The 14,775-nt window shown below is 70.1% G+C and carries 13 protein-coding genes; 7 read left to right on the top strand and 6 right to left on the bottom strand.

Annotation, left to right across the window (positions count from 1 at the left end; genetic code table 11):
* Positions 1 to 184: 184 nt before the first annotated feature.
* From AQJ54_RS22975 to AQJ54_RS22965, 3 genes are all read left to right on the top strand, one after another.
* Positions 185 to 664 (top strand): NUDIX hydrolase, encoded by a 480-nt coding sequence (locus tag AQJ54_RS22975; protein WP_062240568.1) that lies wholly within the window; start codon positions 185 to 187, stop codon positions 662 to 664.
* A gap of 54 nt (positions 665 to 718) precedes the next feature.
* Complete coding sequence (locus AQJ54_RS22970) at positions 719 to 1,525, top strand: 3-hydroxybutyrate dehydrogenase (RefSeq protein ID WP_062240566.1); 807 nt, start codon at positions 719 to 721, stop codon at positions 1,523 to 1,525.
* 66 nt (positions 1,526 to 1,591) lie between these two features.
* The gene (locus tag AQJ54_RS22965; RefSeq protein ID WP_062241265.1) at positions 1,592 to 3,547 is read left to right on the top strand and encodes a helix-turn-helix domain-containing protein; all 1,956 of its coding nucleotides are present in this window, start codon (positions 1,592 to 1,594) and stop codon (positions 3,545 to 3,547) included.
* A gap of 52 nt (positions 3,548 to 3,599) precedes the next feature.
* Here AQJ54_RS22965 and AQJ54_RS22960 read toward each other — a convergent pair whose 3' ends face one another.
* On the bottom strand, positions 3,600 to 5,000 hold the full coding sequence (locus AQJ54_RS22960; protein WP_062240564.1) for an MFS transporter: 1,401 nt from the start codon (positions 4,998 to 5,000) through the stop codon (positions 3,600 to 3,602).
* 322 nt (positions 5,001 to 5,322) lie between these two features.
* On the opposite strand from AQJ54_RS22960, the gene AQJ54_RS22955 reads away from it, so the two are divergent.
* Both AQJ54_RS22955 and AQJ54_RS22950 read left to right on the top strand, forming a co-directional pair.
* Positions 5,323 to 5,757: a hypothetical protein gene (locus AQJ54_RS22955; RefSeq protein ID WP_062033767.1), complete on the top strand. Its 435-nt coding sequence runs from the start codon at positions 5,323 to 5,325 to the stop codon at positions 5,755 to 5,757.
* A 5-nt stretch (positions 5,758 to 5,762) separates the two neighbouring features.
* Entirely contained in the window at positions 5,763 to 6,674 is a 912-nt protein-coding gene (locus tag AQJ54_RS22950; RefSeq protein WP_062033765.1) for a hypothetical protein, read from the top strand.
* Here AQJ54_RS22950 and AQJ54_RS42995 read toward each other — a convergent pair.
* Positions 6,619 to 7,599 (bottom strand): helix-turn-helix domain-containing protein, encoded by a 981-nt coding sequence (locus AQJ54_RS42995; protein ID WP_063806451.1) that lies wholly within the window; start codon positions 7,597 to 7,599, stop codon positions 6,619 to 6,621. The two genes, AQJ54_RS22950 and AQJ54_RS42995, sit on opposite strands and share 56 nt — an antisense overlap.
* Before the next feature lie 182 nt (positions 7,600 to 7,781).
* On the opposite strand from AQJ54_RS42995, the gene AQJ54_RS22945 reads away from it, so the two are divergent.
* A complete protein-coding gene (locus AQJ54_RS22945; protein WP_062033759.1) occupies positions 7,782 to 8,150 on the top strand; it encodes a hypothetical protein in 369 nt (122 codons plus the stop codon).
* A gap of 115 nt (positions 8,151 to 8,265) precedes the next feature.
* Here AQJ54_RS22945 and AQJ54_RS22940 read toward each other — a convergent pair whose 3' ends face one another.
* The 4 genes from AQJ54_RS22940 to AQJ54_RS22925 form a co-directional block, all read right to left on the bottom strand.
* A complete protein-coding gene (locus AQJ54_RS22940) occupies positions 8,266 to 8,769 on the bottom strand; it encodes an AMIN-like domain-containing (lipo)protein (protein WP_062033756.1) in 504 nt (167 codons plus the stop codon).
* A gap of 112 nt (positions 8,770 to 8,881) precedes the next feature.
* Complete coding sequence (locus tag AQJ54_RS22935; protein ID WP_062033753.1) at positions 8,882 to 10,594, bottom strand: glycerol-3-phosphate dehydrogenase/oxidase; 1,713 nt, start codon at positions 10,592 to 10,594, stop codon at positions 8,882 to 8,884.
* 166 nt (positions 10,595 to 10,760) lie between these two features.
* Positions 10,761 to 12,278 carry a glycerol kinase GlpK gene (gene glpK / locus AQJ54_RS22930; RefSeq protein ID WP_062033750.1) on the bottom strand — a complete coding sequence of 506 codons (1,518 nt, stop codon included), beginning with the start codon at positions 12,276 to 12,278 and terminating at the stop codon, positions 10,761 to 10,763.
* A 62-nt stretch (positions 12,279 to 12,340) separates the two neighbouring features.
* A complete protein-coding gene (locus AQJ54_RS22925) occupies positions 12,341 to 13,189 on the bottom strand; it encodes an MIP/aquaporin family protein (protein ID WP_062240562.1) in 849 nt (282 codons plus the stop codon).
* A 506-nt stretch (positions 13,190 to 13,695) separates the two neighbouring features.
* Between AQJ54_RS22925 and dhaK the strand changes: the two genes are divergently transcribed.
* Positions 13,696 to 14,700: a dihydroxyacetone kinase subunit DhaK gene (gene dhaK, locus AQJ54_RS22920; protein ID WP_062240560.1), complete on the top strand. Its 1,005-nt coding sequence runs from the start codon at positions 13,696 to 13,698 to the stop codon at positions 14,698 to 14,700.
* The last annotated feature ends 75 nt before the right edge of the window (positions 14,701 to 14,775 follow it).

The raw sequence follows: 14,775 nt of genomic DNA, 5'->3' as shown, positions 1-14,775 counted from the left end.
GACCGCGTCAGGCGTCAGGCGTTGTGCTGCGGGTGCTGCGGGTGCTGCGGGTGCTGCGGGTGCTGCGGGTGCTGCGGGTGCTGCGGGTGCTGCGGGTGCTGCGGGTGCGGCGGGTGACCGGGCGTCCGCCCGTCCTCGTCCGGAAGAACACGGACGTGTCACCGGCGGCGGTTAGGGTCGGCCCATGGCTACCCCAGATTTCATCCGCACCCTCCGGAAGTCCATCGGCCACGACCTGCTCTGGCTCCCCGGCGTCAGCGCCATCGTCTTCGACGACGAGGGCAGAGTGCTGCTCAACCGCCGCTCGGACACCGGCAAGTGGTCGATGCTCGGCGGTATCCCGGAGCCGGGGGAGCAGCCCGCGGACTGTGCCGTGCGGGAGGTCGAGGAGGAGACGGGCGTCCTCTGTGTCGTCGAGCGGGTCGTCCTGGTCCAGGCGCTCAATCCCGTGACGTACGTCAACGGTGACATCTGCCAGTACATGGACATCTCGTTCCGCTGTCGTGCCGTGGGCGGTGAGGCCCGGGTCAACGACGACGAGTCGCTGGAAGTGGGATGGTTCCCCCTGGACGCCCTGCCCGACCTCAACGAGTTCGGGATGCAGCGGATCAAGCAGGCGACGGTGGACGCCCCCACATGGTTCGAAACCATGAGTTCCGAGTGAATTATGGGGCGTGACCACATGTGGCGAGGAGGGGATCCTGCCTAGGGTCGGACCATGACCGCCAGCAGTGTCCTCCCGGGACCCGCATCTCACGCCGCCGCGCTCGATCTCGGCGGCCGCACCGCCCTCGTCACCGGCGCCGCCGGCGGCATCGGCCGCGCCTGCGCGCTGCGGCTCGCGGCCGCCGGGGCCAAGGTGAGAGCGGTCGACCGGGACGCCGCCGGTCTGGAGGCGCTCGCCGAGCAGGCCACGGGACTGTCCGGGACGGTGGAGCCGCATGTCCTCGACCTCACCGACCTGGACGCCGCCGAGCACGCGGCTGCCGGCACCGACGTCCTGGTCAACAACGCCGGCATCCAACTGGTCCGTCCCATCGAGGAGTTCCCGCCCGAGGCGTTCCACACGGTCCTCACCGTGATGCTGGAGGCGCCGTTCCGCCTGATCCGCGGCGCGCTGCCGCACATGTACGGGCAGGGGTGGGGGCGGATCGTCAACGTGTCCTCGGTCCACGGACTGCGTGCCTCGGCCTACAAAGCCGCCTACGTGGCCGCCAAACACGGCCTGGAGGGTCTCTCCAAGACGGCCGCCCTCGAAGGCGCCCCCCACGGAGTGACCTCGAACTGTGTGAACCCCGCCTATGTGCGCACCCCACTGGTCGAACGACAGATCGCCGACCAGGCCAAGGCGCACGGCATCCCCGAGGAGCGCGTGGTGTCCGAGGTGCTGCTCCAGGACAGCGCGCTCAAGCGGCTCATCGAACCCGAGGAGGTCGCGGAGGCCGTGGCGTACCTGTGCGGCCCGCACGCGTCCTTCGTCACCGGCACCTCGCTCGTCCTCGACGGCGGCTGGACCGCGCACTGACCGGGACCGGCCCGGAGTTTTCCACAGGCCTGACGGGGTGAGCGTGCGATGAGCAATCCTGTGGGCATGTCCAGCGATCACACGCAGCTCGACGGTCAGCCGGGGCCCGGCGGTCACCCGCACTCCGCCGAGCCCTCCGCCGCCAGTGCCGAGGCACCCTTCCTCGCCCTGCTGGCCAGGGGCGCGTCCGCCGACGCCTACGAGCAGCCTGTGCTGATCGCCCGCGCCGAGGGCAGGTCCGCCGAGTGGATCGCGGCGCTCGAGGCGGCCAGGACGGTCGCCCTGTGCGTGCGCTCCGAGCTGGAGGGCAGGCGCCGGCGCGAGGCCGAACTCTCCGCCCTGTTCGAGACCGCCCACGACCTGGCAGGGCTCCGGGACCTGGACGCGGTGCTGCGGGCCATCGTGCAGCGCGCCCGGTCTTTGCTCGGCACGGACGTGGCGTACCTGAGCCTGCACGACCCGGCCCGCGGTGACACCTACATGAGGGTCACCGAGGGGTCGGTAGCCGCCCGGTTCCAGCAGCTGCGGCTCGGGATGGGCGAGGGCCTCGGCGGACTGGTCGCCCAGACGGCCCGCCCCTACGTCACCGACGACTACTTCAAGGACGACCGCTTCCGGCACACCCTGGCCATCGACTCGGGCGTACGGGACGAGGGCCTGGTCGCCATCCTCGGCGTGCCGCTGACCCTGGGGCACCGCGTCATCGGGGTGCTGTTCGCGGCGGACCGGCGGGCCCGGGTCTTCGAACGGGAGCAGATCGCCCTGCTCGGCTCCTTCGCCGCCCTCGCCGCGGCCGCCATCGACACCGCGAACCTCCTCACCGAGACCCGCTCGGCCCTCACCGAGCTGGAGCGGGCCAACGAGATCATCCGGGACCGCAGCGGTGTCATCGAGCGCGCCTCCGACGTCCACGACCGGCTCGCCGAACTGGTGCTGCGCGGCGGCGGGGTGCACGACGTGGCGGCGGCCGTCTCCGAGATCCTCGACGGCACGGTGGAGTTCACCGAACTCGCACCCGCCGAGCCACTGGAGACCTCCCGCATCGAAGGCCATGCCGTACGGCACCGGGACGACTGGATCGCCGCCGTCGCCGCCGGCGGCGAACTCCTCGGCGCGCTCGTGCTGCGCGGTCACCCCGGGCTCGACCCGGTGGACCAGCGCACGCTGGAGCGCGCCGCGATGGTCACCTCCTTGCTGCTGCTCGCCAGACGGTCCGCCGCGGAGGCCGAACAGCGGGTGCGCGGCGAGCTGCTGGACGACCTGCTCGACGCCCGGGACCGCGATCCGCGTCTGCTACGGGAACGGGCCGCGCGGCTGGGTGCCGACCTCGACGCCACCCATGTCGTGCTGGCGGCACGGCTCGACGGTCCCGCGGCCGACGCCGACCAGCAGGCGGCAGCCCGCAGACGCCTGTGGTCCGCGGCCTCCCACCTCGCCACGACCCGGCACGGCCTGGCCGCCGCCCGCGACGGCGGGACCGTCCTGCTGTTGCCCCTGACCGACAAGGACACCGCCACCGAACTGGCCCGTCGTACCGCCGGGCACCTCGGCACCGCCGTCCACGAGGCGGTCACCGTGGGTGCCTCCGCCCCGGTGCGCGACCTCGCCGTCCACCCGGACGCCGTGGCCGCCGCCTACGAGGAGGGCCGCCGCTGCCTCGACGCCCTGCGGCTCCTTGGCCGCTCGGGGGACGGGGCGGCGGCCGAGGACTTCGGGTTCCTCGGACTGCTCCTGGCCGGCGACCGGGACATCGCGGGCTTCGTCGAGCGGACCATCGGCCGGGTTGTCGCGTACGACGAGAGACGGGGCACCGACCTCCTGCGCACCCTGGACGCCTACTTCGCCAGCGGGATGAGCCCGGCCCGTACGAAGGACGACCTGCACGTCCACGTGAACACCGTCGCCCAACGTCTGGAGCGCGTGGGTCGGCTGCTCGGTGAGGACTGGCAGAGCCCCGCCCGCGCTCTGGAGATCCAACTCGCCCTGCGTCTGCACCGCTTGTCGGCGTCCATACGGAACTGACCCCCGCACGCGTGGCGTACGGGGGCCGGGTCCGGCTCCGGGCCGTGAGGGCTCAGACGGTCCTGGCGTCGGCGGCGGGGGAGTGGGCCGCGGACCCCGTCTCGGCGGCCGGGGTGGTGGCGGGTTCGACGTCGGCCAGGTCCCGGTGGCGGGTCTCCTGGGCGACGCCGACGGCGACCACGGTCAGGACGGCCGCGGCGATGACGTAGAGGGCGATCGGGGTGGAGGTGCCGTAGTCGGCGAGGAGGGCGGTGGCGATGAGCGGGGCGGGGGCGCCGGCCGCGACGGACGCGAACTGCGCGCCGATGGAGGCGCCGGAGTACCGCATGCGGGTCGCGAACATCTCGGAGAAGAAGGCGGCCTGGGGTGCGTACATGGCTCCGTGCAGGACGAGCCCGACGGTCACCGCGAGGACCAGGTTGCCAAAGCCGCCGGTGTCGACGAGCGAGAAGAAGGGGAACATCCACGCGCCCACGCCGACCGCGCCGAGCAGGTACACCGGGCGGCGGCCGACACGGTCGGACAGGGCGCCCCAGGCGGGGATCACCGCGAAGTGCACGGCGGAGGCGATGAGCACCGAGTTGAGGGCGGTCTGCTTGGAGACACCGGCGGAGGTGGTGGCGTAGACGAGGATGAACGCGGTGATGACGTAGTAGGAGATGTTCTCCGCCATGCGCGCGCCCATCGCGACCAGCACATCGCGCCAGTGGTGCCGCAGCACGGAGACGACCGGCAGCTTCTCGGCCGTCCCCGCGCGCGCCGCCTTGCGGGCCTCAGCCTGCGCCAACGCCTTCTTGAACACGGGCGATTCGTCGACGGACAGCCGGATCCACAGCCCGACGATCACCAGGACCCCGGAGAGCAGGAAGGGGATCCGCCAGCCCCAGCTGCCGAACGCGGTGTCCGACAGGACGGCGGTCAGCAGCGACAGCACGCCCGTCGCGAGGAGTTGCCCGGCCGGTGCCCCGGTCTGCGGCCAGGAGGCCCAGAAGCCGCGCCGGCGCGCGTCACCGTGCTCGGACACCAGAAGTACGGCGCCGCCCCACTCGCCGCCCAGCGCGAAGCCCTGGACCAGGCGGAGCACGGTCAGCAGTACGGGGGCGGCGGTGCCGACGGTCGCGTGGGTGGGCAGCAGGCCGATCGCGAAGGTCGCCCCACCCATCAGGAGCAGGCTCAGCACCAGCAGCTTCTTGCGGCCCAGCCGGTCGCCGTAGTGCCCGAACACCAGCGCGCCGAGCGGGCGGGCGGCGAATCCGACGGCGTACGTCAGGAAGGAGAGCAGTGTGCCGACGAGCGGATCGGAGTCCGGGAAGAACAGCTTGTTGAAGACGAGGGCGGCCGCGGAGCCGTAGAGGAAGAAGTCGTACCACTCGATGGTGGTGCCGATGAGGCTGGCGGCGACGATGCGCTTCAGGTTGTTCGGCGTCGGGGGAGCGGATGCTGCGGAGGCCATGTGCGCCACTTCCTCGTGTGCGGTGGGGACGGGTGGGTGTCCGGACACCGTAGGAACGCGCATCGCGAGGGCACATGTGGCGGGGCAACATAGTTCGGGCATTGGCTATGCGTGAGACCGCCATGCCGGGGCGTGGGATGGTGCTTCAGGTCTGCGTGCAGGGGTGATGTCCGACATAGTCTCCGATGTCCCTCGGTCAGCATGTGCCACAGCAGCAAATCCCAATTCCCCAACGAATCAAGGGTTGTTACGATCATCCGGCTCGCGCGGCGAGGAATATGGCGCCGCTCCAATCGTGTATGACCAACACGGGAGATATGCCATGCGTTTGAGCCGGACGTTCGCGTCCCTCGGTGTGACCGCCACCGCCACCGCCGGTCTGGTGCTCGGAGTGGCCCCGCAGTCGAATGCCGACGCGGGACTCACCTGTCCCGATTCCCAGACCTACTGCATGCGGTTCCACTACAACACCGGCTTTGCCGGTTCCCGTACCGTGTTCCGCGGCTTCGACCATTACAGCCTGAACGGCTACACGTTCCTCGGTGACGGCGCCGGAAAGGGCCAGCCCGTCAAGAACAACGCCGCCTCCGCGGTCAACATGGCGCCGTACAACCTGGTGATCTACTTCAACAGCAACCTCCAGGGCGCGTGCGACTCCCTCCCCGAGTTCGGGACGGCGTACCAGCTGAAGAACACGTACAACAACAACGCCTCCTTCGGGTACGGCCGCAACGACAACACCTGCTACAAGTTCTGACCCGCGTGCGACGCCTGGCACCCCTGTGCCTGGCCCTGGCCGCCGCCCTGCTCGGCTGCTCCTCCGGGAGCGGTCCGAGCGAGGGCGGCGCCCCGGCCGGGCCCTCCAAGACGCCCGTCACCTCCAGCGGTTCGGCGGCAAAGCCGCAGGTCACCTTTGGTGAGCGGTTGCCCATTGCCCGCTACAGCTACACCGCTGACGAGTCCGCCGTCATCGAGTCCGCGCAGCAAATTCTGACCAAACGCTGTCTGCGCACCTACGGGATCACGTACGAGCCTGCGAAGCGGGAGGCCGAGACCTCCACGTCCGCCGACCGCCGCTACGGGCTGTCCAGCTCGAGCGAGGCGGCTCGCCTCGGATACCACCCCGACCTCGGCCCGCTGCCCGCGGGCCCCGACCTTCCCGAGGACGCCCTGCGGGTGTTCTACGGAAACCGAGGTGCAGAACCGGGCACTGCGGAAAAGGTCGTCTACAAAGGAAGGGAAGTGCCGAGGAACGGCTGCTTCGGCCAGTCGGTGGCGCAACTCGCCAAGAAGTACGACGCCCCGGAAGCCGCTGAGATCGCCCGGGCCATCTCCACGCAGAGCTACCAGGATTCGCTCACCGAACCGAAAGTGAAGGAGGTATTCCGGAACTGGTCCGCCTGCATGCGGAGTTCAGGATTCCGATATACCACTCCGCTCGAACCGGCGAACAACAGGGAATTCCAGCGCGAGGACATCTCCACGAAGGAGAAAGAGACCGCGCGCGCGGATGTGCGCTGCAAGGAGAAGACGGACCTGCTCGACATCTGGTTCAAGGCCGAATCAGCCTTGCAGAAGGCGGAAATAGACAAGAACTCCAAGCCCCTGAAAGAGCTCCTCACGGCCCACCGGAAGAAGACGGAGGCGGCACGCAGGATCGTCGCGGAGGGCTAGGAGCCTTCGTGGGGTCAGCGGGCGCAGGGACGGCGAACCCCGCCGGGCGGCTTGGTGGGGCAGGGAGGCCGAAGTCGTTGAAGGACTGGATGTGCCCGCCGCTGTGCCCTGCTGGTCTTCGGCGCATGAGGTGGAGCAGTTCTCCTGGTGTCTTGCCGGAGAGGGCACGGAAGTCGCGGCTCATGTGTGACTGGTCGTGGTAGCCCGCCAGGCCGGCCAGGTCGACGAGCGAGTCCGGACCTGTCGATGCCACTGCCAGGGCGCGGTGGAATCTGACGATGCGGGAGAGCGTCTGAGGGGGCAGTCCGATGTGCTCCCGCAGCAACTGCTGGACACGGCGCTGACCGAGGCCGGTGGCCCGGGTCAGCTCTCGCAAGGAGACGGCCCCGCCCCGCTCCCGTAGCAGGTTCCACGCCTGAACGGCGGCAGGCGACGGGAGAGTTCCGGCGCTGAGGCGCCGGGCGAGCAGAGCGTCGAGAATCTGCCAGCGGCGAGGCCAGGACAGTGCTGCGGCCAGCCGTTCGGTGGTGTTCGCGGCCCAGCCCGGTCCCATGATGTGGTCCGGGGCGATGACCGTTCTTGCCAGGTGGTGCAGGGGGAGATGCAGGAGCTGGTACGCGCCGAGTGGCGTGAGGTCGATCTCGACGGCATACCCGGCCCCGTCGAAACCCGCGACCGTGGGCGCAGTCTGCGGGCCCGCGATCATCGCAGGCCACGAAGCTGGTGCCACTCCTTGTGCCGGCCCGCTCCGGATGGTCAGCGGCTGCTCCCATCCCAGGAGGAGAGTGACGCTCGCCGAGGGCAGGGTGACCCTCGCGGGCCTTGCCCCCGCCATGTAGTGGCCGCGATAGCGGATGACGATGCCGCGTAAGGATGCGGCCGGCCGGCCGATGAACTCGCCGGGCTGGTCGATCGGTTCGGACACTGCTGATGTTCCTCCGCTGCGATTGCGTCTTCGTACAAGACTCCCGGCGCTCGGCCCTGAAGGCTAGGAGCTGCTCGGTCAGCCGGGCTGCAACTCGTGAGCGGATGAGGGGATCACCGCATCCGCTCCCGTCGACTCGAAGCTCTGCCTGCGACTATGCAGGCCACCCGCCAGGGGGAAACATGCGCAAGGTGATGAGTGCCGCCGCCGCGTTCGCGACCGCTGCCACGGCAATGGTGGTGATGAGCGGTACCGCCCAGGCCGGCGACGACACGGTGTACGGATGCAGGTCCGGCAACGTGTGTATCTGGGCCCAGGGTGTCGAACCCTTCGACGACCCGCACCCGACGGTCCAGTACTCCAGCTACGGCTACCACAACCTGAGGAACCAGTACGGGGACCACTGGGTCCTCAACAACCAGTACGGCGGCGCCACCGCCAGCCTCTGCTACAACTACGGCGGCACCAACTGCTACGAGACCCTCTTCCAGGACGATTGGACGTACGAGAACCTCACGCCGGTCAACTCCATCACCCTGAACCGGCCGTAGCGGTCCTTCGCCACGGGGGAACGACCGCCGGGCCGGACCACACCGGTCCCGGCGGTCCCGTTCTCGCCGACTACCGGGCTGATCCCGTACGGCGCGGCTTCGGTGTACCTCGGTGCTAGGAACGGCAGGTGTTGTGGTGGGCGATGTCGAGGACGAAGCGTTCGGGGCGGTGTAGTTGCTTCGTCGTGTAGGAGGGCTTGCTGTTGAACGCGGCCCCGAAGGTGACGACGCCCTCGAAGTCGCCGGTCAGTGCGAAGCCCTTGAGTTTCGGCAGATTCAGCTTGATCAGGCGCGGGCCCTTGTAGACGTTCCTGCCCGCGTCGTCGTGGGCTGCTGCGGGGGAGAGCTTGATCTCCAGGAAGTACTTCCCGGCCAGCGGGACCTTCTTCCCGGAGCTGTCGTAGCGGAGTTCCTTGACACGCTTGACGGTGGCCGGCGGCAGTTTGCCCTTCACGTCGATGACGACCCTGTCGTAGGAGCAGTGACCGGCGATCCTGGCGTTGACCACGAGACTCGTGGCCGGTGCCGAGGACGTGGCGGCGGCAGAGGTCGACGCCGCGGTGCCGGCCAGCAGGAGTGCGCTCGCGGTAGTGGCCATGAGGCGGTGGCGGGTATGCATGACGCCCCCCTATGAGACGTCGGGGACTGATGGTCACAGTATGAGACATATGCGAGGGTCATACGGTTGCACGCTTCGGTGAGACTCTCTTGTCCCCGAACTCAGAGTGAACTCAGTGCACCGGGATGATGTCGGGGGCGCCGAGCCGTACCGCGTCGGCGGTCTGGTCGTCCGGCTGCTGCTGGGCCTCGCGTTCGGCGGCCACTCGCTTCAGGTAGTGGTTGACCTCACGGTCCCGGTGCGCCTGGTCCCACCCCAGGTGAGGCGCCATCAGGTCCGCCACGGTCCGCGCCGCGTCCACACCTCGGTCCCAGGACTCGATGGAGATCCGGGTACGACGGGCGAGCACGTCCTCCAGGTGGCGGGCTCCCTCATGGGTCACCGCGTACACCGCCTCGACCCGCAGGTAGTCGTCGGAGCTCGGCAACGGGGCGCCGAGCGAGGAGTCGGCCGCGACCAGGGCGAGCAGCTCGTGCACCAGGGAGCCGTAGCGGTTCAACAGGTGCTCGATGCGGGCGACATGCAGCCCGGAGCGCTCGGCGAGGATGTGGCGGGAGTTCCAGAGGGCCGGGTAGCCGTCGGCGCCGAGCAGCGGAACGCGTTGTGTGACACAGTCGGGCACCTTCTCGTCCAGGCCGCGGGCCGCCTCGTCGACCGCGTCCTTGGCCATCACCCGATAGGTCGTGTACTTGCCGCCGGCCACCACGACGAGACCGGGGACCGGGTGGGCGACCAGGTGCTCACGGGACAGTTTGCTGGTCTCCGCGGCCTCGCCGGACAGGAGGGGACGCAGACCGGCGTAGACGCCTTCGACGTCCTCCGGAGCCAGCGGCGTCGCCAGGACGCTGTTGACGTGGTCCAGCAGATAGGTGACGTCCTTGGAGCTGAGGGCGGGATGGGCCTTGTCGAGTGTCCAGTCGGTGTCGGTGGTCCCGATGATCCAGTGCCGTCCCCAGGGGATGACGAACAGGACGCTCTTCTCGGTGCGGAGGATCAGCCCGGTGCGGGAGTTGATCCGGTCGCGGGGGACCAGCAGATGTACGCCCTTGGAGGCGCGGACGTGGAACTGGCCCCGTGTACCGGCGAGGGACTGGGTGTCGTCGGTCCACACGCCGGTCGCGTTGATGACCTGCTTGGCCCGCACCTCCGTCTCGTCGCCCGTCTCCAGATCCGTGACCACGGCTCCCACCACCCGCTCGCCCTGCCGCAGGAAGCGGCTGACCCGGGTGCGGTTGGCGGCCAGCGCTCCGTAGGCGACGGCCGTGCGGACGAGGAACAGGGTGTGCCGGGCGTCGTCGACCTGGGCGTCCCAGTACTGGATCGCGCCGACCAGGGCGTCGGAGCGCAGCGCGGGCGCCTCGCGCAGGGCTCGGCGCTTGAGCAGATGGCGGTGGTGGGGCAGGCCTCTGGAGGTGCCGGAGGCCGTGGCCATGGTGTCGTACAGCAGCACGCCGGCGCCGACGTAAGGCCGCTCCCGGATCCGGTGTTGCAGGGGGTAGAGGAACGGCACCGGACGCACCAGATGCGGAGCCAGGACCTGAAGCAGGAGTCCGCGTTCCTTCAGGGCCTCGGCGACGAGCCGGAAGTCCAGCATCTCCAGGTAGCGCAGACCGCCGTGGATGAGCTTGCTGGAGCGGCTGGACGTGCCCGAGGCCCAGTCCCGGGCTTCGACGAGGCCGACTCGCAGGCCACGGGTGGCCGCGTCCAGGGCCGCGCCGGCGCCCACCACGCCGCCCCCGACGACGAGGACGTCGAGCTCCTTCTCTCCCAGTCGGTGGAGAGCCTCCGCGCGTGCCTCGGGCGAGAGGGCCACCGGGTTCGCCATGGTCTTCTCCTCGTGCAGCGGGTGCGGGTGCAGGAGCGGGTGATGGGGTGGGTGCGGGAGCGGGAGCGGGAGCGGGTGCGACTGCTGGGGCGGGTGCGGGTGCGGGTGCGGGGGCGGCCGGTGCACGCGGCGCCGGCGGCCCCCTTCGGTCGCTCCCGGCCGGAACCTATTCGACCTTGGCCCAGTCGAGCGTCCGCTCCACCGCCTTCTTCCAGCCCGCGTATCCCTCCGCGCGCTGTTCCTCGGACCACTGGGGCTCCCAGCGCTTGGACTCCTGCCAGTGGGTGCGCAGTTCGTCCGTGTCCTGCCAGAAACCGGTGGCCAGACCGGCGGCGTAGGCGGCGCCGAGCGCGGTGGTCTCGGCGACGACCGGGCGGCTGACCGGGACGCCGAGGACGTCGGCCTGGATCTGCATGCACAGGTCGTTGGCCGTCACGCCGCCGTCGACCTTGAGCACGTCGAGGTGGACGCCGGAGTCCTGCTCCATGGCCTCCACCACGTCGCGGCTCTGGTAGCAGATGGCTTCCAGGGCGGCCCGCGCCAGGTGGCCGTTGTCGTTGTACCGGGCGAGGCCGACGATCGCGCCGCGGGCGTCGGAACGCCAGTACGGGGCGAACAGGCCGGAGAAGGCGGGCACGAAGTAGATCCCGCCGTTGTCGTCGACGGTGAGCGCCAGGCGTTCGCTCTCCGCGGCATCGCTGATGATCTTCAGCTGGTCGCGGAGCCATTGGATGGCGGAGCCGGTGACGGCGATGGAGCCTTCGAGGGCGTAGATCGCCGGGCTGTCGCCGAACTGGTAGGCCACGGTGGTCAGCAGGCCGTGCTGGGACCGCACCAGCTCCGTGCCGGTGTTGAGCACCAGGAAGTTGCCGGTGCCGTAGGTGTTCTTGGCTTCGCCGGGGGCGTAGCAGACCTGTCCGACCGTCGCCGCCTGCTGGTCGCCGAGCACACCGGTGATGGGGATGGCCGCCCGCAGAGGGCGGGACGTACGGGTCTGTCCGAACGCCTCCCGGTGGGAGGACGGGTTGATGGTCGGCAGCATCGCCCGGGGAACGCCGAAGAAGCCCAGCAACTCGTCGTCCCAGTCGAGGGTCTCCAGATCCATCAGCATGGTGCGGCTGGCATTGGTCACGTCGGTCGCGTGGACGCCGCCGTCGGGGCCGCCGGTGAGGTTCCACAGCACCCAGGCGTCGGTGTTGCCGAAGAGGGCATGGCCCTGCTCGGCCGCCTCACGCACTCCGTCGACGTTCTCGAGGATCCACTGGATCTTGCCGCCGGAGAAGTACGTGGCCGGTGGCAGTCCCGCCTTGCGGCGGATGACGTCGCCCTGGCCCGAGCGGTCCAGCGCTGCCGCGATGGAGTCCGTACGGGTGTCCTGCCAGACGATCGCGTTGTAGTACGGGCGGCCGTTGCGCGGGTCCCAGACGACCGTCGTCTCCCGCTGGTTGGTGATGCCGATGGCCGCCAGGTCCTCCGCCGAGAGGTTGCCGTTCCGGAGCGCCGTCTGGATCACCGAGTTGGTGCGCTCCCAGATCTCCACCGGATCGTGTTCGACCCACCCCGAGCGCGGGAGGATCTGTGAGTGCTCCAGCTGGTGCCGCGCCACCTCGTTGCCGGCATGGTCGAAGATCATGAAACGGGTGCTGGTGGTCCCTTGGTCCACCGCGCCGACGAAGTCCGCCATGGGATGCCGCCTCTCCTAGGGCGCTCCCGGGGCAGCCGGAGCCCGGCCACCCCGGGAGCCGGTCAGTTCTCGTCCGGGGCCGGGACCCGTCCCGGGGGCTCCGGCTCGGCGTTCGGCAGGAACCGGCCGATGAAGACCTTGTACAGGCCCGCTCCCAGCAGGCCTCCGACCACCGGACCGACGATCGGCACCCAGAAGTAGAAGTTCCCGTACTGATCTCGCCACGCTCCGCCGTACCCGGTGAGGAAGCTGGCCAGCCGTGGACCGAAGTCGCGTGCCGGGTTGATCGCGTAACCCGCGTTGGTACCCCAGGCCATACCGATGGCCACGACGATCAGACCGACGATGAACGGTGCCAGGTTGGCGCCGGGGGGCGTGTTGAGCAGGTCCGTGACCGCCAGGATCAGCAGCAGCAGGATCGCGGTGCCGATGACCTGGTCGCGGAATGCGCCCCATTCGTGGACCGGCAGATTCGGGTTGCCGTTCGCGGGCAGCGTGGAGAAGACGCCCTGCGTCTTGATCGTGTGGGTGGGATCCGCCTTCGCGAGCGCCTCGGTGTAGTTCCACCGGACGATCAGGGCTGCCACGAAGGCGCCGGCTGTCTGGGCCAGCGCGTAGGGAGCCACTTTGCTCCACGGGAACCCCTTGAACGCCGCCAGCGCCAGGGTCACCGCGGGATTGAGGTGCGCACCGCTCAGCCTCGCCGCGACGTACACACCGAGGGTGACGCCGAGGCCCCAGGCCCAGGCGATGCTGTCGTGGTTTCCGAGGCCGCCCGCGGGATTGGTGAGGGCCCCGCCGGCGACCACCTGAGCCACCACGCCACAACCGAAGAGGATGAGGATCATCGTGCCGGCGAATTCCGCTGAAAGCTCGCCGACCAGTCCTGATCTCTTGAGTCGCTCAGCCATGGGTGCCCGCTTCCCGCCGGCCCGAAGGTCGGCTGTCGACTGCCCCGAGCCTTCAAAAATCATTGTATGACCGGCCGCAGGTATGCGCGTGCGGGACGCCAGAGGCATGCGATTGCGGGGTGCGGGGTGCGGGGTGCGGAGGGCGGAGGGCGGGGTGCGGGGTGATCGCCGTCATCCCTGGCAGGGCAGGTGGCGGTCGCCGTCATCCCGGGCAAGTGCTGCGCAGACGGCTACGGGGGCGCGCTCCCAGGACCTGCGGCGCTTCGACGGCGCCCTGGCCGCCCGACCGAAGTGGCCGCACCCCCTCTCTGCCCGGAGGGCCAGCGCGCACGCATCGCGGTTGTCCACCGGGTGGCGGCACACTGGTCGTGGGGCGTGCGATCGCGAATGCGTCCGCCCGTCCGGCGATGCCCGAGCTCCGTGAGGACCCTCAGCTCCGTGAGGACTTTGAACTCCGTGAGGACAGGGGGCAGAGGCTCGGCCGCCGGTTCCACCCGGGAGGTGCCATGAAGATGCTGATCAACAGTCCGGAGACCGTGGTCGCCGATGCCCTGTCCGGGTTGGCCGCCGCCCACCCGGACCTGGACGTGGACGTGGAACGGCGGGTGGTCGTACGGCGGGACGCGCGCGAGAGCGGCCGGGTCGGGCTGGTGTCCGGCGGCGGTTCCGGGCACGAGCCGCTGCACGCCGGGTTCGTCGGGTACGGGATGCTGTCGGCCGCCTGTCCCGGGGAGGTGTTCACCTCGCCCGTCCCGGAGCAGATGCTGCGCGCGGCAAGCGCCGTCGACGCGGGGCAGGGCGTGCTGTTCGTCGTCAAGAACTACACCGGGGACGTGCTGAACTTCCAGATGGCCGCCGAGCTCGCCGAGGAGGACGGTGTCCGGGTCGAGAGTGTCCTGGTCAATGACGATGTCGCCGTCACCGACAGCACCTACACGGCCGGGCGGCGGGGCACCGGGGCGACCCTGTTCGTGGAGAAGATCGCCGGGGCGGCCGCCGAGGCGGGCGCACCCCTGGAGCAGGTGGCCGAGATCGCCCGGCGCGTCAACGAGTGCTCGCGCAGTTTCGGCGTGGCGCTCAGCGCGTGCAGCACTCCCGCGAGCGGAGGACCGACCTTCGACCTGCCGGACGGGGAGATGGAGCTCGGGGTCGGGATCCACGGCGAGCCGGGCCGGGAGCGGCGCGCGATGATGCCGTCCCGGGAGATCGCGGAGGTCGCGGTGGGTGCCGTCTTCGAGGAACTGCGGGAGCTGCCGCCGGCCGACGGGCCGGTACTGGCCCTGGTCAACGGGATGGGTGCGACGCCCCTGCTGGAGCTGTACGGGTTCCACGCCGAGGTGGCCCGGCTGCTGGAGGCCCGGGGCGTGCCGGTGGCGCGGGCGCTCGTGGGCAACTACGTCACGTCGCTGGACATGGCGGGCTGCTCGGTGACCCTCTGCCGGGCTGACGAGGAGATGCTGCGGCTGTGGGACGCACCCGTGCAGACGGCCGCGCTGCGCTGGGGCCGCTGAGCCTGTTGTGGAGCTGGGGCCGCTGAGCCCGTGGGGGAAGTGGGAGCGACCCCGCTGCTGCGGAGGCCGTGCGCG

Source organism: Streptomyces griseorubiginosus (genome assembly GCF_001514195.1).
GTDB lineage: Bacteria > Actinomycetota > Actinomycetes > Streptomycetales > Streptomycetaceae > Streptomyces > Streptomyces griseorubiginosus.
This window is presented reverse-complemented; position numbering and strand designations above follow the sequence as displayed.

Coding starts and splice junctions, on each gene's coding strand:
- AQJ54_RS22945 (WP_062033759.1), top strand. CDS start 7,782: ATGCGCAAGGTGATGAGTGCCGCCGCCGCGTTCGCGACCGCTGCCACG.
- AQJ54_RS22955 (WP_062033767.1), top strand. CDS start 5,323: ATGCGTTTGAGCCGGACGTTCGCGTCCCTCGGTGTGACCGCCACCGCC.
- AQJ54_RS22960 (WP_062240564.1), bottom strand. CDS start 5,000: ATGGCCTCCGCAGCATCCGCTCCCCCGACGCCGAACAACCTGAAGCGC.
- glpK (WP_062033750.1), bottom strand. CDS start 12,278: ATGGCGGACTTCGTCGGCGCGGTGGACCAAGGGACCACCAGCACCCGT.
- AQJ54_RS22940 (WP_062033756.1), bottom strand. CDS start 8,769: ATGCATACCCGCCACCGCCTCATGGCCACTACCGCGAGCGCACTCCTG.
- AQJ54_RS22925 (WP_062240562.1), bottom strand. CDS start 13,189: ATGGCTGAGCGACTCAAGAGATCAGGACTGGTCGGCGAGCTTTCAGCG.
- AQJ54_RS22965 (WP_062241265.1), top strand. CDS start 1,592: ATGTCCAGCGATCACACGCAGCTCGACGGTCAGCCGGGGCCCGGCGGT.
- AQJ54_RS22970 (WP_062240566.1), top strand. CDS start 719: ATGACCGCCAGCAGTGTCCTCCCGGGACCCGCATCTCACGCCGCCGCG.
- dhaK (WP_062240560.1), top strand. CDS start 13,696: ATGAAGATGCTGATCAACAGTCCGGAGACCGTGGTCGCCGATGCCCTG.
- AQJ54_RS22935 (WP_062033753.1), bottom strand. CDS start 10,594: ATGGCGAACCCGGTGGCCCTCTCGCCCGAGGCACGCGCGGAGGCTCTC.
- AQJ54_RS22975 (WP_062240568.1), top strand. CDS start 185: ATGGCTACCCCAGATTTCATCCGCACCCTCCGGAAGTCCATCGGCCAC.